The organism is Chryseobacterium sp. OV279, from assembly GCF_900128945.1.
GTDB lineage: Bacteria > Bacteroidota > Bacteroidia > Flavobacteriales > Weeksellaceae > Chryseobacterium.
This window is the reverse complement of the sequence record NZ_FQUD01000004.1, coordinates 177,169-196,164: the sequence shown is the minus strand read 5'-3', so window position 1 is coordinate 196,164 and position 18,996 is coordinate 177,169. Positions and strand designations below refer to the sequence as shown.

Sequence of the window (18,996 nt, the reverse complement as noted above, 5' to 3'; positions counted from 1 at the left end):
ATATGATCATAGAAAGCCTGAGATCTCTCTACAGCAGAGATTTGAACAAACTAAAAACCGAAATCGAAGCATACCGGAATGAAGATGCGATCTGGAAAACAGATCAAAACATCGCCAATTCTGCAGGAAATCTATGTCTGCATTTGGTTGGAAACCTTAACCTCTTCATTGGTGCAGAACTGGGAAAAACCGGCTATATCAGAAACAGGGAGCTGGAGTTTTCACTGAAAGATATTCCTCAGACAGAACTTTTAGCCATGGCAGAAGCCACCACAGCCATGGTTGATCAAGTCCTCAGTCAGTTGACTCCGCAAGACCTTGAAAAAGAATATCCTCTTGTTGTTTTTGAAGATAAAATGACCACAGGATACTTTCTGATTCATTTGATCACGCATCTGGACTATCATCTGGGTCAGATCAATTATCACAGAAGGCTTCTTGATCTATAAAATATGAAAAAGGAATTTACCCCTGTCATTAATACCTCCAGCTTTGAAGAATTGATTTTAAAAAGCAAGGAAACGAAGGAAACAGCACCCTGGTTATCAATACTATTGATGAGAAAATTACGAATACTGATATTTATTCCGGTTTCACTAATCTTTGCCGGGAATTCAATATTGAAGTTCAAAATTTTATGCAGGACGATTTCTGCCATGTTGTTATTTCAATAAACGGCTCCGGATCTCTTTCTATGGTGTATGAAGACCCGCTTGGATCTGGCTTCTATACTCTACAGAGAACTCTCCATACAAATCAGAAACCGGGATTTTATACAAAAAAGCTTATAGAAGCAATCCTTTTCTACTTTTCAAACATCATTTTCGTAAGAAAGTCCTTCTCCCCTTTTCCTCTGGCGGGTGAATACTCTCTTCCGTAGAAAATAATCTGCAGGTGAAGCTTGTTCCACGTTTCTTCCGGAAATATGGCTTTGGCGTCTTTCTCCGTTTCTACAACGTTTTTTCCTGAAGTAAGCTTCCATAGCGTCATCAGCCTGTGAATGTGTGTGTCCACCGGAAAGGCAGGAAATCCGAAGGCCTGGCTCATCACCACAGAAGCGGTTTTATGCCCAACTCCTGGAAGTGCTTCCAGTTCTTCGTAGGTCTGGGGAACGATACCATCATGTCTTTCCAGTAAAAGTTCAGCCATTCTTTTCAGATTCTTTGCTTTTGTATTGGACAGTCCTATTTCTTTGATCAGTTCTTTAATTTCAAATTCTTCCAGTCTGGCCATCCTTTGCGGCGTTCCGGCCACCTCGAAAAGATGGGGAGTCACCTGATTCACTTTTTTGTCGGTGGTCTGTGCAGAAAGTGCTACAGCAACCATTAAGGTGTAAGGATCGGTGTGATCTAAAGGAACAGGTGTGGTAGGATATAATTTCTCCAGTTCGTTCTGAACGAGCTGAGCTCTTTGCTTTTTTGTCATTTAACCATTAAATTTGAACAAAATTAATTCATTATGCTGAAAGTTGGAGATAAATTACCTGAATTTGAAGGAACAAATCAGGATGGTGAAACCATCACCTCATCAAAACTCATCGGAAAGAAATTAGTCGTTTTCTTTTATCCTCAGGCCAGCACGCCAACGTGTACCGTGGAAGCCTGCAACCTGAGCGACAATTACTCAAAGCTTAAAAAAGCCGGATTTCAACTGTTGGGAATAAGCGGAGACAGTGTAAAGAAGCAGAAAAACTTCCACAGTAAGTTTGCTTTTCCATATGATCTTCTTGCCGACGAGAATCACGATGCTATTGAAAAATTCGGGGTTTGGCAGGAGAAGAAAACATTCGGAAAAACGTATATGGGGATCGTACGAACCACTTTTATCTTTGATGAAAACGGAATCTGTACAAGAGTGATAGAGAAGGTAACCTCTAAAACTGCGGCTGACCAGATTCTGGAAGGATAGTTTAATGGGGCTGGAAACTGGAACCGGGAATTGCTAATTTAACCATGTCAAGGTTTTGAACCTTGACATGGTTAACCGGATCGTCAGAATTTAAGCAGCATCGTGCTTCCTGACATTAAAACTTAATTGGTTTCGAAGTACATCAACTCTTCATCGTCATTGGGAAGGGTCACATAGTTTTTGAATTCAAGTCCCAGTTTTTTGATGAGGCTTTGTGATGAAAAATTATCTTTTGAGGTGATGGCGGAGATTTTCAGTAAGCCATAGATATCCATCCCGATAGATTTTACCTTCTCAGCCGCTTCGTAGGCATATCCTTTCCCTTCAAATTCTTCCAACAGGGAAAAACCTATATCCACGACATCAAGGCCTTCTCTTTCGAAAATTCCTACTGCGCCTATTTTTTCGCCTTTATCTTTTGTTACCACCACATAATTTCCGAAACCGGATTTTTCAAACTGGGGAAGAAACCTGTTTATAATATAGTTTTCAGCATCAGCAATACTGTTTACCCCACGATTTCCGATGTATTTAATAAACTTCGGTCTGTTGTAAAGTTCAAAAATAAATTCTCTGTCATCCACCGATACAGGCTGGATGATCAGTCTTTCTGTTTCGTAAACGCTATTTTCGTCTAGTAGATTTCTTTGGGTCATCTTTGGGTTCTTCTTTTTTCTGAATTTTTAAAAGCCTTGGATTATTCGCGCACTTTTTATTGTAAAGTTCAATGTAGGTTCCGTTGTCTTTCACTTTGGAAACAGCTCCTGAGGACTTACTGACAGTCAGTGTATAATGCGTTTTCTGATAAGGACATTCCTTTGAGGTAAGTTTTCCGAGATCCAGATAATAATTGGCAGCATCTTCATAATAATTGCCGGCAACATCTTTAAATTCCTCGTCTACCATATATCCTTCAGCCGTCAGAACGATAGCGGCTTCTTCTGCATTGTCAATTTTCCCGACGAACTTTCTCAAACCTTCAAGATCTGTGATGTAATTCATCTTTCCGCCTGCAGCATAAGCGATATAATAAAAGCTGTCTTCTGTGGGGAATAAATTAAAGCCGGAAAATTGTGGCGTGTAGTCTTTCTTTCCGCCTGAAGTCCTGATCTCCTGATTTTTACCGTAGCTGTTGTACACTAAAGCCCAGGAATCGACTCTGTCATTGGGAATAATTTGCTGTAAAATATTCGGGATACTGGAAAAATTTTTCTTGTTCTGAGAAAATCCCAGAAATCCAAAAAGCAGAAACAAAAAAATGGTTGATCGTGTTGCGGTTTTTATCATAATTCAAAAATCAGCAGAAAGTTAGCCATTATTTTTACATGAACTTGTCTCCTTTCTTGAAACTTTTCAGGTCAAGAACATAGTCTTTAATCAGTTGATCATTGTCTCTCGGGCAGATCAGCAAGGCTTTATCTGTATCTACGACAATAAAATCCTCAAGGCCGTCGATGATGACAGCTTTGTTATTGTTCTTTAGTCTGATGATATTCCCCTTGGAATTATAATTGAGAAAATGCTTCAGTTTTACAGCGTTTCCGTCTCTATCTTTTTCAGTATTTTCGTATACGGAAGTCCAGGTTCCAAGGTCACTCCAACCCAGATCCGATGGAATTACGTATACATTTTTGGCCTTTTCCAGAATTCCGTTATCGATCGAAATTTTCTGTACTTTCGGGTAAATGGTTTCAATGCAACTGTCTTCCTTTTCAGAATTGTATTCGCAGGCCATAAAGTGCTGCATCATTTCAGGAAGATAGAGTTCAAATGCATGGTGAATGCTTTTCACATTCCAGATAAATATCCCTGCATTCCATAGAAAGTCTCCGCTTTCAAGGAAGCTTTGAGCAATTTCAAGAATAGGTTTTTCCGTAAACGTTTTTACTTTGAAATAATCTGAACTTTTCTTTTCTACAAACTGAATATATCCGTATCCGGTATCCGGTCTGGTAGGCGTAATACCCAACGTTACCAGATAGTCATGCTTGGCAGCAAGGTCAAAAGCAAGTTCTACTTTCTCCAGGAATACTTCTTCTTTTAAGATCAAATGATCCGCCGGAAGTACAATCATCGTGGCATCCGGATTAATTTCAGCAATCTTGTTCGCCATGTACAGATTACATGCCGCTGTATTTTTCATCAGAGGTTCGCCCACAATATTTTCTTCAGGAATTTCCGGAAGCTGCTGATGGGAAAGCGCAACGTATTCTTTATTCGTGATCACGAATATCTGTTCTTTAGGAATGATCCGGCTGATTCTGTCATACGTCTGCTGAATCATAGTACGCCCGATTCCTAAAATATCCTGAAACTGTTTTGGAAATTTCTGTGTACTCATAGGCCAGAACCGGCTGCCGATTCCTCCCGCCATGATGACACAGTATCTATCTGATTTTAACATTCTTGCCTACATTTTTCAACCCTTGCCAGAGGCTTGAAAGAATACTTCCTTCCCGTAGCCAGGTTCTTACAAAGATAGTTTTTTTTAATCAGACCTTCTAATAAATACTTCTCGTTCCGGTAGATAAAAAATTCTCCTTTTTCAAGCTCTTCTATAAAGTGCAGCCTATCATCCTGTTTTTCAGTATGAAAATATCTTACAAGATCCGGGCTGGCCATAAAATTAGCCTTCGGAGATTTTGAAAATCTAATAATGATCGGCTTCAGATCTTCATCATAGACTTCAAGGCTTTCAAGAAGCATATTTCGGAAGGTCTCTTTCCATTCAATGCCGTGTGGCGAAATTCTGCGCCCATATTTCTCAAAAGCGATGAGATGGGCCAGTTCATGGGTAAGCACAAAGAAAAAAAGCGGTGGAGTCAATGTTGAATTCACCGTTATTTCATGGGAGTTATCAGGAAGTTTTCTGTAATCTCCCAGTTTGGAATTCCGGCTGCGGGTAACTTTTATGTGAATAAAGTAATCTGCAAACCAAACCCTTAAGTATTTTAGTGTATTTTGAGGTAAATATTTTTCTAATGACTGGATAGACATTTTACAAAGTTAATGGAATTCCTGCATAGAAATTCAGCAATTTAAGACTGAAAAGGTAATTGTATTTCGCCTGAGCCACAGATCCCTGTGCGTTTGCATAGTTGTTTCTGGCTACATTCACATCGTAAATCGTTGTTCTTCCTGCGGTATAACTTTTATCCGCAAATTCCAGAGCAAGTTTTGTGCTTTTCTCTGTTTCCACTGCCGAAAGGAAGGTTTCATAGTTCGCATCTACATCAAACTGTGCCTTCTGTACATTCTGTCTTACCGTCTGCTTCTGCTGTTCAAGAGTAATCTTAGCAACGCTTTCGTTTATCTTAGACTGCTCTACCTGCAGCTTGGTAATTCCTTTATTAAAAATAGGAACATTCAATGAAATACTGGCATTCTGTCCAAAGTTATCTTTATACTGACCGAATAAATTTCTTTCCATTACAAGATTCCCTGTCGCATCAACACCCGTGGTATTAGTGGTTAAAAGGTTGTTGTAAAAACTTCCTATTCCCACACTTCCTGTAAGCGTTGGCCAGAAAGCCGTTTTACTTACTTCTGTTTGCGCTACGGCAGAATTGATTCTGCTTTGTGCCGCTTTTACCTGCGGTTGATTTTCAAAAGCCGTCGTAAGAACTTCATCCACTGATTTTAAGGGTTGCTCCAGCTGGTCAGGAACTGCTACATATTCAACGTCAAAATCTTTATAATCCGGAAGTTGTAACAGCTGTGCCATAGCAAAAAGACTTCTGCCGACATTAATTTCAGCCGTCTTACGGTTTTGCTTTTCTCTTGCCAATGCTGCTTCTGCTTCCGCCAGAATAGTTTGAGCGGTAGTTCCAACCTGTGTTGTTATTTTGGCTCTGTCGTATTGCTTTTGAGCATTTTCAACAGCGCTCTCCGAGATTTTTACGATTTCTTTATTGAGAAGGGTTGTCAGATATTGTTGGGCAATCTGAAGGGAAATATCATTTTTAATCGTTTCCACATCATATTGGCTGGCTTCTACATCAAACTGGGTTTTTCTGATTGCTTTCTCCAGTCTCCCATTGTTATACAGTAAAATATCCGCTCCCAGATTAGCACTGTTGCTGAACCTGTCATTCCTCAAACTTCCTGTTCCAAATGAAGTCTGCCCGAAACTCACGTTATTAGACATACTTCCGGATACTGATGGCAAATATTGATTTTTTGCTATTTTAAGGTTAGAATCCTGGATTTGTTTAGAATATTGATTTTGGATAACCTGAAGATTATGCTCTACGGCATAGTCTACGCATTCTCTTAAGGACCATTTCTTCTGAGCACTCAGTCCCAGACAGCTTAATCCAAAAACGATAATCCAAACTTTTTTCATATTAATAATTTTCAATATTAGACGAGCCAAATATAAAAAAGTTACAGTTTTAATAATTAATATTTTATTTTAAAAAAACTTTTGTGAATTTTGCATCATGACAAACGGACAATATCAGGAAGCTGTAGACTGGCTTTTCGTACAGGCTCCCAACTATCAGATCGACGGGCTGAAGGCCTATAAACCTGGGTTAGACAATATTACAAAGTTGTGTGATTTCTTTGGCAATCCTCAGGAAAAGATAAAATGCATCCACATCGGAGGGACCAACGGTAAGGGATCTTCGAGCAATATGCTGGCTTCTGTGCTGCAGGATGCCGGTTATAAAGTAGGTTTATACAATTCTCCTCACCTTATCGACTTCACGGAACGCATCAAGGTCAACGGAAAAAACTGTGATAAAGAATTTGTCTTTGGATTTATTCAAAAGCTGAAAACGCTTCCCGAGGATATCCTTCCCTCTTTTTTTGAATTTACCACCATCATGGCTTTTGAATATTTTTATCAGCAGGGTGTAGATTTTGCCATTATTGAAGTCGGGCTTGGCGGAAGACTGGATTCTACGAATATTATTCAACCTCTTGTCGCTGCTATTACCAATGTACAATTGGATCATCAGAATATTTTAGGAGACACTATTGAGGAGATTGCAGTAGAAAAAGCAGGAATTATCAAGCCTCATATCCCCATTATTTCAGGAGACGAAACAGATACGGTAAAAAATGTCATCAGACAGAAGGCTGAACTTGAAAATGCTCCGTTTATTGACGCTACAACGATTCATACAGAACTTGTTTCTGATCTTAAAGGAAATTACCAGAAGAAAAACATCCGCGTTGTTCTTGCATTGGTTGAGGAATTAAAAAAGCTGACTATCAGTATTTCTGATGAAAATATAGAGAACGGATTGCTTCATGTGCATCAAAACACAGGGTTTATCGGTCGCTGGTTTGAGTTTTCTCAGGACCCGCTTACCATTTGTGATACGGGACACAATCAGGCCGGGCTGGAGTATGTTTTTTCTCAGCTTAACTCTATAGATCGTCACAAGCACGTCATTTTGGGCTTTGTCAATGACAAAAATATAGATGAAGTGATGGCTCTCCTTCCTGAGAATTCTGAGTTTTATTTTGCAAAACCATCCATCAACAGGGGAAGACACGCCGAAGACTATGAAAATCTTCTGCAGGAGGCAAAAATTTTTTATAAAATTTTCGATTCTGTACAGGAAGCGTATCTTTCTGCAAAAGAGCGATGTACAAAAGAAGAAATGATTTTCATCGGCGGAAGTAACTTTGTAGTTGGAGAATTTTTAGAAAAAAATTTGGAGATTTCCGAATAAGTCGTATATTTGCACCACTCTAAACGAGGAAACAAGTATAGGGGCTCTTAGCTCAGTTGGTTCAGAGCATCTGGTTTACACCCAGAGGGTCGGGGGTTCGAATCCCTCAGGGCCCACACAAAGGTAACTGAAGCCTTTCAAAAAAAGTTCAGGGCTCTTAGCTCAGTTGGTTCAGAGCATCTGGTTTACACCCAGAGGGTCGGGGGTTCGAATCCCTCAGGGCCCACAAAATCTCTCAGTTTTCTGGGAGATTTTTTTTGTTTATCACCATTCATAGATATTATATTCTTTACCTTTGCGGTCTTAGTCACAAGTACACTGTTTTTGAAGGAACTTCATCTTATATCGTTCAATTACCCCTATCCTCCCTCTTACGGAGGCATTATCGATGTTTACTATAAGATCAAAGCATTGTCGGACACAGGCATTAAGATCCATCTGCACTGTTTTGTAGATAAGATTCCGGAGACCATTGACCAAGAGATTAAAAGCATTACAAAAAACGTTTTCTTTTACAGGAAAAAGAAAAACCCGCTTCAGTATTTTTCTGCAGTTCCTTTTGCAGCTTCTATAAGAACTTCTGATGCTCTATTTCAAAATCTGATGAGCATAAAAGCTCCCATATTGTTTGAAGGACTTCAGACGACCCGCATTATGCGTCAATTAAAGGACAAAAACTACAGCCTTTATCTTCGGTTTCACAATAATGAAACGGAGTATTATAAAGGCCTCTCTTCTTCAGAAAAAAATGTTTTCAAGAAGCTTATTTATAAGATCGAATCTTTAAAGTATGCAGACTACCAGAAAAGAACTTTAAAGGAATTTAAAGGGGTTTTCTGCCTTTCTGAGAAGGAATTCAATGAAGTGGATGTATATTCGAAAAATGCACACCTCATCCATATCTTTCATGGCAACGGATCTGTAAAACATCTGGACAAAAAAGGAGATTATTTTCTTTTTCATGGTGACCTCAGCATATCGGATAACAGAAAAGCATTAGAGGAAACCATCGGTATGTTTAAAAATCTTCCTCAACATCAGCTTGTTGTTGCCTCTGACCGTGCCGGTGAGGATTTAAAAAAGAAAATCAGCGACATCGGAAACATCAGTCTTGTTCCCATTGAAACGACTGAAAATTTATACCGCCTTTTTGAAAATGCACATGCCAATATTCTCCTCTCCTACCAGAATTCCGGCACAAAAGTAAAACTGTTTAACGCATTGTATAACAGCAGATTTGTTATTATTAATGAAAATATAACAGATGACAGCACCTTAATGGATTTATGCCATTTCGGCTCCGGCTCGAACGAAATTCGGCAGCACATTATTGAAATAGCCGCAAAAGACTATAATGAAAATGACACGAGAAGAAAAGCTCTGGAAAAGAACTATTCTGACGATGCTAAAGCCGAAGAAATGGTTAAAATTATTTTTAAAGACTGACCGCCTTTACTATTTTCTGGACACTCAGCTCTTCAAGACAGGCCCAATCTCCACGATAACATTCTTTATCCCCAAAAACAGAGCAAGGTCTGCAGGTAAGATCAGTCACCTGAACTACATCATTTTCACTCTGTCCAAAGCCTAAAAACCCCGCATATGGATGCGTAGAGCCCCATATAGAAACACATCTGGTTCCCATAAGACTGGCAAGGTGCATATTGGCCGAATCCATGGAGATCATCAGCTCAAGTTCTGATATTTTCTGAAGTTCTTGCGAGAGATTTAATTTTCCGGAAAGACTTTTTGTATTAGGGATTTCGTTTTCCCATTTCTCAAGGGTTTCCGTTTCTTTTTTACCACCACCAAAGAAATAGATGGTGTGTTTTTGAGCCAGAATCTTCACCAGCTCATATGATTTTTCTAAAGGAAGCATCTTTCCCCTGTGCTGTGCAAAGGGTGCAAAACCTATCCCCGATTTTTGTCCCGGTGCAGGTCTCAGCTGATGAGAAAGTTCCACTTTAAAACCAATCGCACGGAAAACATCTGCATAGCGCTCAACCGTCTTTTTTAACTGTACTTTATTCAGGTTCCAGACATCGGTGAGTTCTTCCTTTTCTTCTTTTCCCTTATTGATTTTAAAGACTTTAAGTCCTTTTCTTCTGTAGATCTTATCCAGAATTTTGGTTCGGATCACATCATGAAGATTCGCTATAAAATCAGGATTAAATTCTTTGATCAGTTCATTGGCAAGTCTCCTCAGTCCAAAGAATCCTTTATACTCATCAAGGTTAATTCCTTTGAATATAACGTTCGGAATATCAGCAAATAAGCTTTCAAAATTTTTTCTGGAAACCATGATAATTTCCACATCCGGATTCTGCTCCAGAAACTCCCTGAAGACAGGTGCTGTCATAGCGACATCACCGAAAGCGGAAAAACGATATGCTAGAATTCTGGTCAAGTCTAAGATTTTAACTGATAAGCAACTGCGTAAAATTTAATCTGCTTGGTCATCGCCATTAATCCGTTGGCTCTGGAAGGCGAAAGAAACTCCTGAAGTCCGATCTCTGCAATGAATGCAAAGTCAGAATCTAAGATTTCCTGGGTAGAATGACCGCTGTAAATACTTACCAAAAGAGAAACAATTCCCTTCGGAAGAATACCGTCTGAATCAGCATCGAAAAAAAGCTTACCATCTTTGAATTCAGCATCGATCCACACCTTACTCTGACAGCCTTTGATGAGATTATCATCTGTTTTTCTGTCTTCAGGCAGACCTTTTAATTCTTTTCCAAGGTCAATAATATACTCGTATTTCTGTTCCCAGTCATCAAGAAACGCGAATTCGTCAATTATTTCCTGCTGTTTTTCTTTAATGGTCATGTTTTAACAATTATCTTTTGCAAAGATAACCAATTTTATAAAGATAATTTAACAGATGCTTTTTCGAAAAGCTGTAAAATTTTCATTTCTTCATTTTCCCAGCAAAAAACGTCCGCAGCTTTATCAAGTTCGTTTGCGTAATCCTTCCTTCCTCTCTTCAACACCCTGTTAATTGCTTTCTCGATCGTTTCAGGCTGATGATCAGTAACAATTTCTCCTATGTCAAACTGGTTTTTAATCCGTAGCATTTCAGGAAAGTTGATCATAACCAGCGGCACCCTGGACTGAATATAGTCACAGACTTTATTGGGAAGAGAGTAAAAATAACTTACTCCATTATTTTCTTCAAGACTGAATCCTACATCTGCTGTTTTGGTGACTTCTCTAAGGTTTTCCGGCTTCAGTTTACCCAGAAAAAAAACTTTATCCTGCAGTTTTTCCTGAATGACAAGATCCTCATACGTTTTCTTTAAAGGACCGTCTCCTGCGATTTTTAAAACAGCATCCTGAATGGAATGCATTGCCAGAATCACTTTATCAATTCCTCTGGATTGGTTTACGGCACCCTGATACAGTATTATCTTAGGATCATTATTTGGAATTTCGGGTATAGAAAGGATTTTTCTTGGAATATTTCTTACCACCACAGCATCTACTTTATACTTTTCATGGAACCATTCGGCATAACTCTGACTTTCCGTCATCATGAACTGTATTTTAGGAACGATATTTCCTTCCAGCAGTCTCCAGAATTTCTGTGAAAACCTGTTTTGTACCGCCGGCATTTCCGTGAAAATCTCGTGACTGTCGAAAACCAGAGGAATATTAAGTTTTTTTGCAATCAGGTAATTGGGAAGAAGGGCATCAATATCGTTGGCGAGAAGGATGGTATTCTGATCTGCTTTTTTCTTTAGCTGCTTATATAATTTCCAGTTGAATTCAAAATAAGCTGTTTTTAAACTTGTGGATTTTAATTCTATTCTTGAAAAAGGATAAGGACGTTCCATCTTTTCATTCCCACCCCAGTCATTTCCGATAAGCTCTACAGGATATCCGTTGTCAAAAAGGGTTTTACAGACTTTCTCAATTCTCTGATCCGTATAGAGGCTGCTAAAGGCAGAAACCAATATTTTCTTCTTCATTATTTTTTTCCTCCAAATATTAAATAATAGATCTGAATAAGGCAAATCAGCCCGTTCGGGATGATAACCGGCCAAAGTAAACCATTAAAAATACCATAAATGACAAAACAGATACAGCCTATCATATTGACAATTCTAATTTTTCTTACATCTTTCAGTATGAAACTCAATACAATGAAAACTGATGCAGAATATCCGATATAAGTAGTAATTTCGGGATTCATGAGGAAATTTTAAAGGAGAACAAACTTAATCATTTTCAATAAGATAATAAAATTTTTTCTGCCATAAAGTCATTAATTGATTTTTGGTAAAATATTTGTAATTTAGATAATGAATAATTGGCACTGTTGCTATTATTCTAATGAGATATATTATGGATTATAAGTTTTCACAAGGTTTGAGCCAGGTGTTCAAACAAAGCAAAAGCGAAGCTAAACGGCTGAAAAGTGAATTTCTTAATACAGAACATCTACTTTTAGGTATTATAAAAACGGAAAACTCTGCAAAAGAAATCCTTCAAAACCTTAATGCGGATTTAACACAAATCAGAAGAAAAATTGAAACTTTAAATACAGCAAGTCTTAATCCTATTTCTGAGGAGGTTACTAATATTTCTTTCACCAAGATGGCAGATCATGCGATCAAACGTGCAGAGTTAGAATGCAGACAGTATAAGAGCAATGAAATTAATACCGTTCATCTGCTTTTAGGCATTCTTTACAAATATGAGGACCCTACTTCAAACATTTTAGGAGCTTATGACATCGACTATGAAGGAGTTTCAAAAGAATACCAGACGATGCTTAAAAATTCCGGACAGGCACCACAGATGAGTGCGTATGACGATGATGATGACCGCGAGGAATTTGAGCAGATGAGGAAGCCTTCAGGAAATTTAGGTTCTGCAAAAAGTAAAACCCCTACACTGGATAACTTTGGTAGAGACCTTACTTCTTTGGCAAGAGACGGAAAATTGGACCCTGTAATTGGTCGTGAAAAAGAAATTGAGCGTGTTTCTCAGATCTTATCGAGAAGAAAGAAGAACAACCCTCTTCTTATTGGTGAACCGGGAGTTGGTAAATCTGCCATCGCAGAAGGACTGGCTTTAAGAATTCAGCAGAAGAAAGTATCGAGAGTTCTTTACGGAAAACGCGTTATTACTTTGGATCTGGCGAGTTTAGTAGCCGGAACCAAATACCGTGGTCAGTTTGAAGAAAGAATGAAAGCGATCATGACTGAGCTGGAAAAGAACAGAGACGTCATCCTGTTTATCGATGAGCTTCACACTATTGTAGGTGCAGGAAGTTCTACGGGAAGTCTGGATGCATCCAATATGTTCAAACCGGCTTTGGCAAGGGGCGAAATTCAATGCATCGGGGCAACCACGCTGGATGAGTACCGTCAGTATATTGAGAAAGATGGTGCTTTGGAGAGAAGATTCCAGAAAGTAATGGTGGAACCTACCAACATTGAGGAAACCATTCAGATTCTGAATCAGATTAAAGACAAGTACGAAGAACATCATAATGTAGTGTATACTCCTGAAGCCATTCTGGCGTGTGTCAATTTGACAGCGAGATATATTACAGACCGTTTCTTACCGGATAAGGCTATTGATGCACTGGATGAAGCTGGTTCACGTGTTTATATTAAAAACATGAAAGTTCCGACTGAAATCATTGATTTTGAAAAGAAAATCGAGGATATCAAAGAAATGAAGCAAAAAGCGGTTAAAGCTCAGGATTATCTTGAAGCAAGAAAGCTTAAAGATGAGGAGGAACGTCTGCAGATGGAACTGAATTCAGCTCAGGATAAGTGGGACAAAGATGTAAAAGAGAAAAAAGAAACCGTAACAGAAGAAAATGTAGCGGAAGTGGTTTCTATGATGAGTGGAGTTCCGGTAACGAAAGTCGGTAAAAATGAGCTTGACAAGTTAGCTCAGATGGATGACAAACTGAACGGAAAAGTGATTGGTCAGGAAGAAGCTGTGAAAAAAGTTGTTAAGGCCATTCAAAGAAACAGAGCTGGTCTTAAAGATCCGAACCGACCTATCGGTACGTTTATCTTCCTTGGAACAACAGGTGTTGGTAAAACCGAGCTTGCTAAAGTAATGGCAAGAGAACTTTTCGAATCTGATGAATCTCTGATCCGAATTGACATGAGTGAATACATGGAAAAATTTGCGGTTTCAAGATTAGTTGGTGCGCCTCCAGGATACGTAGGATACGAAGAAGGTGGACAATTGACTGAAGCGGTAAGAAGAAAACCTTATGCTGTGATTCTTCTGGATGAGATTGAAAAAGCTCACCCTGATGTATTCAACATTCTTCTGCAAATTTTAGATGAAGGTCACGTTACGGACAGTTTGGGTAGAAAAATTGATTTTAGAAATACAATCATTATCCTTACTTCAAACATTGGAACAAGAGATCTTAAAGATTTCGGAGACGGTGTAGGATTCGGAACTTCAGCTAAAAAAACAGGTTCAGATACAAGAGCGAGAAGCACGATTGAAAATGCTCTTAAAAAAGCATTTGCTCCAGAATTCTTAAACAGAATTGATGACATTGTGATCTTCAACTCTCTGGTACAGGACGATATCAAGAAAATTATAGATATCGAACTGAACAAACTATATGGCAGACTTGAAAAATTAGGCTATAAAGTAGAGTTAACGGAAGATGCGAAAAACTTTATTTCTGAAAAAGGATGGGATAAAGATTTCGGAGCAAGACCGTTGAAACGGGCTATCCAGAAATATATTGAAGACTTATTGGCAGAAATGCTGGTGAACAAGCAATTAAACGAGGGAGAAACTGTAGTTCTTGACGTGAATGAAGCTAAAGACGGTCTGACCGGAAAAACTTCAAAACCGAAAAAGACGACTGAAAAGTCTTCTCAACCGTAAACAAATAATATCATCATAATGAAAAGCACCGGAATGTTCCGGTGCTTTTTTGTTTTCTTAGGTTTTGGCCAAAACCCGTTCCCATGTTTATTTTTTTTATTTTAACCACGGATTTCACAGATTAACACAGATGATTATGGCTAACGAGCTATATTTCTCATAGAGATTTTTAATGTAAAATAATTAAAACAAATGTTCACATCAATAACACGCAAACATCTGTCCCTATCTGTAAAATCCGTGGTTAGAAAAATTCAAGATGTTTATGTTTTAATTTCTATCAAAAAGAAAAAATATGCGCAATTATCTGTACGAATCCGTGAGATCAGTGGGAAATAAAAAATTAAAGTCCTACCACAAAGCCTATATTCGGGACAAGGCCGCTTGAGAATATACTTGAATTTTCTTTCCAAAGTACATTATACATTAATCCCAACTGCATAAAAGAGTTCCCTCCTATCCTCTGCATATAGCCGCCTCCGAGATATAGAGCCGTTTCCTGTTCATTGGATTTATAATCATACAGTTTGTCTTTATAATTGATAAAATACTGCTGAAGGTTCGCGCCTACGTAAAAGGATCTTGCGAAATAGTAATTGGCAAAAGGCCCAACTCCAAACATCGTGGATTTATAAGAATTGGAAGTCTGCCAGGAAACACTTCCTATCACTCCCGCCTCAAGATCATCGGTCAGCCTGTATCCCACTCTGGGAGAAGCCTGCAGGTAAAATGCACTGTTGCTTCCAAACCCTAACCCGATTCCTCCTCCGAAGGTCCATTTATTATTGTCCTGTGAATCCGTGCCTACCGAAACCTGCGAAAACACTGATCCGGAAATTATTATAAATAAAGGAATAATGAGTTTTTTCATATTAATATTGTTTTTATCGATGTTTAAAATTATGGTTTTTTTGCGAATCTTTTTAATTGTATTTTTGCCGGGTCAAACTAAGAACTCCCGTTAAGAGTTTCGTAAAATTGAAATACAATGAAAGTAGTAGTAGGATTATCTGGAGGAGTAGATTCCAGTGTCACCGCGTATTTATTACAACAGCAAGGTCATGAAGTCGTGGCTTTGTTTATGAGAAACTGGAATGATGCTTCCGTTACGCTGGAGGATGAATGTCCATGGATTGAAGACAGTAATGATGCCCTGATGGTGGCTCAGAAATTAGGAATCCCTTTTCAGGTGATTGATATGAGTGAGCTTTACAAAGAGCGTATCGTAGATTATATGTTCGATGAATACCAGAAAGGAAGAACTCCGAATCCGGATGTTTTGTGTAACAGAGAAGTAAAATTTGATGTTTTTATGAAGACGGCGATGTCTTTAGGCGCTGATAAAGTGGCTACAGGACATTATGCTCAGGTGAATTCCACTTTTGATGAAAACGGAAAGGAAATCTTCCATCTTTTAGCCGGAAAGGATAACAATAAAGATCAGTCTTATTTTCTGTGTCAGCTGAGCCAGGATCAGTTATCAAAAGCATTGTTCCCAATCGGAGAACTGACGAAACCGGAAGTAAGAGAAATCGCTAAAGAAATTGGGCTTGTTACTGCTGATAAAAAAGATTCTCAGGGACTGTGTTTTATCGGAAAAGTAAGTCTTCCTCAGTTTTTACAGCAGCAGCTGGTTCCTAAAGAAGGAGAAATTGTGGAAATATTCAAAGATTCACCATTATTCTCGGTAGAAAAACCTGAATTTTCTTCAAAAGAAGAAGAGCTGGCGTTTTTAGCGCAGAAAATCAATTATAAAAAAGCTGACGGTAAAGTAATCGGAAAGCACCAGGGTGCTCAGTTTTTCACGATCGGACAAAGTAAAGGGCTTGGTATCGGCGGCCATAAAGAAAGCTGTTTTATCATCTCCAGAGACATGGAAAACAACATTATTTTTGTGGGCGAAGGTCACAGTTCTCCGGGACTGCACAAAAAAGCATTGAAAATTGATAATTCAGAGCTGCATTGGGTTCGTGAGGATATGAAGCTGGAGAATGGAGCCTCAATGGAAGTCATGGCAAGGTTCAGATACAGACAGGCATTGCAGAAAGCGGTACTTTATCAGTTTGAAAATGCATTGTATGTTGAATTTGAAGAGCCACAGTCAGCAATTGCGGAAGGACAATTTGCAGCGTGGTATATTGATGAAGAGCTTATTGGAAGCGGTGTTATTGCCTAAAGAAAAAGTTTTTGAAAATTTTCTGTAACGAATTTTGAGTTGTTAGACTTACTCAGTAAATAACAATAAAAAATATCACTATGAAAACGACTTCAAAAAACCAGTATTCTTTTGTCAACCTTTTTTTAATTCCCGTTGTAAGTGCCGTTTTTGGGTATAATCTTTATCAGATGATTGTACACACGGAAGCTTCAAATATAGCTTCCACCCTTATTCTGGCAGTGATCACTTCTGTTATGGTTCGCAAATACGGTTATAAACCGACCAAGGAAAAACAAGACTATTAAATTATCTTAATAATACTTATAAACCCCGAAGCATTTTTGTTTTGGGGTTGTTTTTTATCTTTCCGGACTTGAAAAGCCAAATACAACTCTATCTAAAGCAGATAATCTTCAACAAAATAATAGGTTATTTTACTTTTCACATCGTTCATTATAAAATTGATTTCTTTTTCAAAAGGATCTCCGTAGAAATTGATAAAAAGAGGTTCTTTTGTTTTTAAACTGGAGATTACCTTATATTTTGTTTTGAAAAAAACATCGTAAGAATAGATAAGCTGGCTGGAATCCAGTTTCATATCGGTAGAAAAATTATTTAATCTTAGATATATCATTCCTGAAAAAGGTTTCGTTTCAAGGATACGCTGGATTTTCATAAACGGAATATTGATGTTTTCAGAATCTTTAACTCTGTATTTTTCAATTGCTTTGAGAAAATCACCTTTTAAAGAAGATTCTACAGCTATTTTCAGATCGATTTTTATTTCTGTTTTCCCGCCTCCGGTATTGAAAATCCGGATGATAAAATCTTCGGATCCTTTTCCCTGAATAATCTTAGTGTCTGCCACATCAAATGATTTTTCTACTGCATATTTCCCATACTTCGGATACAAAATCATATTTTTCACGAGCGTAAATAAAACGGCAACGCCTATGAAAGACCCTGCACCGATAGGAATAAACGCGGCCATAAAATAAAGAAAAGAGCCCAAAGTCTCTTTTTCATCATCAAAAAACGGGTTAAAATCAAACAGAATTGTCTTAATTCCAAACATAAACAGGAGTACGGTCAGGATAATAAACAAAACCGGTTCCCAGCCCAAGGCATTACCCTGCTTCTGCAAAGGCATATTTTTGTATAGAATGTTTTTCTCAACTTCCGTGAATTTCCTGGTCATGATATTGGTCTTAAATAGGTTTGTGTTTTGGATTGGATTGTACACCTGGCTGACACAGGATGATCACTCCTTCAATAATCAATATCATAACAAGATATCCGACTGGTTTTCCTATGATTAAACCTTTTATTAGTTTTACAATGCCCAACAAAAGAATTAGGGTCATAAAGTAAAACATTGTTTTTGAGCTGTTTCCTTTAAAAGATTTCAGAATCATCACTGAAGCATAAAAACCAAGCACAAGAATCAAATAAAATTTCAGAAATTCAGGGCCTTTTAAGGAGATCGGGTTACAGGTCTGCTGTGTAAGAATAAGCCAGATCATGCTTATCAATACCGGGACTGAGTAGAACAGTATTTTTTTCATAGCTATTATTTTTTTAACTGCCGCATCCACCACAACCTCCTCCGCATCCACCGCCACAGCTGCCTCCACCTCCACAACTGGAGCCGCTGCTGCAGCCTGAACTTCCATCTGAATTGCTGCTGACATTTTTATCCTGTTCCTTATTGATATTTCCTCCGAAAATCCATGAAATAAACCCCATGAACATGAAGAAGCCAATGATGCATGAAATAGTGATGATCACGCCTCCAAAAACACCTCCGGAGCAGGAATACACCAGAAATAAGAGGCTGCCCAACGCAAGGAATTTAAGTCCCTTTTTCCAGAAAGTCTGCTGATCTTTTTTCTTTATCCGATCTGTCCAGATATCTTCCGGGGCCTCCTGCTGAAAGATTTCCTTATAATGATGCAAAGTGTCATGATGCCAGTCCTGATGTTTCTTTTTCTCAGAAACGCCTCCTTTTGAAGGGTGATGGTGGAGCTTTCTTTTTAAGATATTCGGGCAGAATTCCTCCCAGTAGTTCTGTGTGTAAATCAGGTGCATATGCCACACTTTATCTACCGTTTCGCTTGGAGAGGCTCCATTGGGAAGGATGCAGCACAGATAGACAAATTTTTTATACTCCTGAATGGCTTTTTGAGCAAAATCTAAGGTCCAGTGCTCTTCATTGGCCAGCTTTTTCGAAAAAGGAAAATCAGCATCCGAAGCATCGAGTGAAAAACTCTGTATCCTGCTCCAAAGGGTTTCGTCTTTTAATAAGATTGTAGTTTCCATTGTGTTACCATTTATTTTTCTACTCAAATATCAATGGATTAA

At 38.4% G+C, this 18,996-nt stretch carries 21 protein-coding genes and 2 tRNA genes; 9 read left to right on the top strand and 14 right to left on the bottom strand.

The window, feature by feature from the left end:
• The first annotated feature begins 2 nt into the window (after nucleotides 1-2).
• Nucleotides 3-449, top strand: coding sequence for a DinB family protein (locus tag BUA72_RS18025; RefSeq protein ID WP_072924393.1), 447 nt, complete (start codon nucleotides 3-5; stop codon nucleotides 447-449).
• 355 nt (nucleotides 450-804) lie between these two features.
• Here the strand turns inward: BUA72_RS18025 and nth are convergent, their stop codons facing one another.
• Nucleotides 805-1,425: an endonuclease III gene (nth, locus tag BUA72_RS18015; RefSeq protein WP_047451220.1), complete on the bottom strand. Its 621-nt coding sequence runs from the start codon at nucleotides 1,423-1,425 to the stop codon at nucleotides 805-807.
• 33 nt (nucleotides 1,426-1,458) lie between these two features.
• Here nth and bcp point away from each other — a divergent pair, with 33 nt between their 5' ends.
• A complete protein-coding gene (bcp, locus tag BUA72_RS18010; RefSeq protein ID WP_072924390.1) occupies nucleotides 1,459-1,908 on the top strand; it encodes a thioredoxin-dependent thiol peroxidase in 450 nt (149 codons plus the stop codon).
• 122 nt (nucleotides 1,909-2,030) lie between these two features.
• Here the strand turns inward: bcp and BUA72_RS18005 are convergent, their stop codons facing one another.
• From BUA72_RS18005 to BUA72_RS17985, 5 genes are read right to left on the bottom strand one after another with little or no spacing between them, the layout of a single operon-like run.
• A complete protein-coding gene (locus BUA72_RS18005; protein ID WP_072924388.1) occupies nucleotides 2,031-2,564 on the bottom strand; it encodes a GNAT family N-acetyltransferase in 534 nt (177 codons plus the stop codon).
• Nucleotides 2,533-3,195, bottom strand: coding sequence for a hypothetical protein (locus tag BUA72_RS18000; RefSeq protein ID WP_072924387.1), 663 nt, complete (start codon nucleotides 3,193-3,195; stop codon nucleotides 2,533-2,535). Before BUA72_RS18000 ends, BUA72_RS18005 begins: the two co-directional genes overlap by 32 nt.
• A 34-nt stretch (nucleotides 3,196-3,229) precedes the next feature.
• A complete protein-coding gene (locus tag BUA72_RS17995; protein WP_228407917.1) occupies nucleotides 3,230-4,312 on the bottom strand; it encodes a mannose-1-phosphate guanylyltransferase in 1,083 nt (360 codons plus the stop codon).
• Entirely contained in the window at nucleotides 4,306-4,905 is a 600-nt protein-coding gene (locus BUA72_RS17990) for a SprT-like domain-containing protein (protein WP_072924385.1), read from the bottom strand. Before BUA72_RS17990 ends, BUA72_RS17995 begins: the two co-directional genes overlap by 7 nt.
• A gap of 1 nt (nucleotide 4,906) precedes the next feature.
• A complete protein-coding gene (locus BUA72_RS17985) occupies nucleotides 4,907-6,253 on the bottom strand; it encodes a TolC family protein (protein ID WP_047451234.1) in 1,347 nt (448 codons plus the stop codon).
• A gap of 97 nt (nucleotides 6,254-6,350) precedes the next feature.
• On the opposite strand from BUA72_RS17985, the gene BUA72_RS17980 reads away from it, so the two are divergent.
• The 4 genes from BUA72_RS17980 (at nucleotide 6,351) to BUA72_RS17965 (ending at nucleotide 9,041) form a co-directional block, all read left to right on the top strand.
• On the top strand, nucleotides 6,351-7,595 hold the full coding sequence (locus BUA72_RS17980; RefSeq protein ID WP_072924384.1) for a bifunctional folylpolyglutamate synthase/dihydrofolate synthase: 1,245 nt from the start codon (nucleotides 6,351-6,353) through the stop codon (nucleotides 7,593-7,595).
• Nucleotides 7,596-7,636: 41 nt separating this feature from the next.
• A tRNA-Val gene (locus BUA72_RS17975) sits at nucleotides 7,637-7,711 on the top strand.
• A gap of 35 nt (nucleotides 7,712-7,746) precedes the next feature.
• Nucleotides 7,747-7,821: transfer RNA gene (locus BUA72_RS17970), tRNA-Val, on the top strand.
• 98 nt (nucleotides 7,822-7,919) lie between these two features.
• Entirely contained in the window at nucleotides 7,920-9,041 is a 1,122-nt protein-coding gene (locus tag BUA72_RS17965; RefSeq protein WP_072924382.1) for a hypothetical protein, read from the top strand.
• On the opposite strand, the gene BUA72_RS17960 is transcribed toward BUA72_RS17965, so the two are convergent.
• From BUA72_RS17960 to BUA72_RS17945, 4 genes are read right to left on the bottom strand one after another with little or no spacing between them, the layout of a single operon-like run.
• Nucleotides 9,031-10,002 (bottom strand): glycosyltransferase family 9 protein, encoded by a 972-nt coding sequence (locus BUA72_RS17960; protein ID WP_228407916.1) that lies wholly within the window; start codon nucleotides 10,000-10,002, stop codon nucleotides 9,031-9,033. The two genes, BUA72_RS17965 and BUA72_RS17960, sit on opposite strands and share 11 nt — an antisense overlap.
• A 2-nt stretch (nucleotides 10,003-10,004) precedes the next feature.
• Nucleotides 10,005-10,424: a SufE family protein gene (locus tag BUA72_RS17955; RefSeq protein WP_072924379.1), complete on the bottom strand. Its 420-nt coding sequence runs from the start codon at nucleotides 10,422-10,424 to the stop codon at nucleotides 10,005-10,007.
• Between the two features lie 35 nt (nucleotides 10,425-10,459).
• On the bottom strand, nucleotides 10,460-11,566 hold the full coding sequence (locus BUA72_RS17950) for a glycosyltransferase (protein WP_072924377.1): 1,107 nt from the start codon (nucleotides 11,564-11,566) through the stop codon (nucleotides 10,460-10,462).
• A complete protein-coding gene (locus BUA72_RS17945) occupies nucleotides 11,566-11,790 on the bottom strand; it encodes a hypothetical protein (protein WP_034724413.1) in 225 nt (74 codons plus the stop codon). Before BUA72_RS17945 ends, BUA72_RS17950 begins: the two co-directional genes overlap by 1 nt.
• Nucleotides 11,791-11,942: 152 nt before the next feature.
• On the opposite strand from BUA72_RS17945, the gene BUA72_RS17940 reads away from it, so the two are divergent.
• Nucleotides 11,943-14,477 carry an ATP-dependent Clp protease ATP-binding subunit gene (locus BUA72_RS17940; RefSeq protein ID WP_034724414.1) on the top strand — a complete coding sequence of 845 codons (2,535 nt, stop codon included), beginning with the start codon at nucleotides 11,943-11,945 and terminating at the stop codon, nucleotides 14,475-14,477.
• A gap of 343 nt (nucleotides 14,478-14,820) precedes the next feature.
• Here the strand turns inward: BUA72_RS17940 and BUA72_RS17935 are convergent, their stop codons facing one another.
• Entirely contained in the window at nucleotides 14,821-15,348 is a 528-nt protein-coding gene (locus tag BUA72_RS17935; protein ID WP_072924376.1) for a hypothetical protein, read from the bottom strand.
• A 117-nt stretch (nucleotides 15,349-15,465) separates the two neighbouring features.
• Here BUA72_RS17935 and mnmA point away from each other — a divergent pair, with 117 nt between their 5' ends.
• Both mnmA and BUA72_RS17925 read left to right on the top strand, forming a co-directional pair.
• Entirely contained in the window at nucleotides 15,466-16,653 is a 1,188-nt protein-coding gene (gene mnmA, locus BUA72_RS17930) for a tRNA 2-thiouridine(34) synthase MnmA (protein ID WP_047455839.1), read from the top strand.
• Nucleotides 16,654-16,733: 80 nt separating this feature from the next.
• On the top strand, nucleotides 16,734-16,940 hold the full coding sequence (locus tag BUA72_RS17925) for a hypothetical protein (protein ID WP_047455841.1): 207 nt from the start codon (nucleotides 16,734-16,736) through the stop codon (nucleotides 16,938-16,940).
• A 92-nt stretch (nucleotides 16,941-17,032) separates the two neighbouring features.
• Here the strand turns inward: BUA72_RS17925 and BUA72_RS17920 are convergent, their stop codons facing one another.
• The 3 genes from BUA72_RS17920 to BUA72_RS17910 are packed head-to-tail and all read right to left on the bottom strand — an operon-like array spanning nucleotide 17,033 to nucleotide 18,954.
• Nucleotides 17,033-17,833: a hypothetical protein gene (locus tag BUA72_RS17920; RefSeq protein ID WP_072924374.1), complete on the bottom strand. Its 801-nt coding sequence runs from the start codon at nucleotides 17,831-17,833 to the stop codon at nucleotides 17,033-17,035.
• 10 nt (nucleotides 17,834-17,843) lie between these two features.
• Complete coding sequence (locus tag BUA72_RS17915; RefSeq protein ID WP_072924373.1) at nucleotides 17,844-18,200, bottom strand: hypothetical protein; 357 nt, start codon at nucleotides 18,198-18,200, stop codon at nucleotides 17,844-17,846.
• A 13-nt stretch (nucleotides 18,201-18,213) separates the two neighbouring features.
• Nucleotides 18,214-18,954, bottom strand: a complete 741-nt coding sequence (locus BUA72_RS17910; RefSeq protein WP_072924371.1) for a glycine-rich domain-containing protein — start codon at nucleotides 18,952-18,954, stop codon at nucleotides 18,214-18,216.
• Nucleotides 18,955-18,996 lie beyond the last annotated feature (42 nt).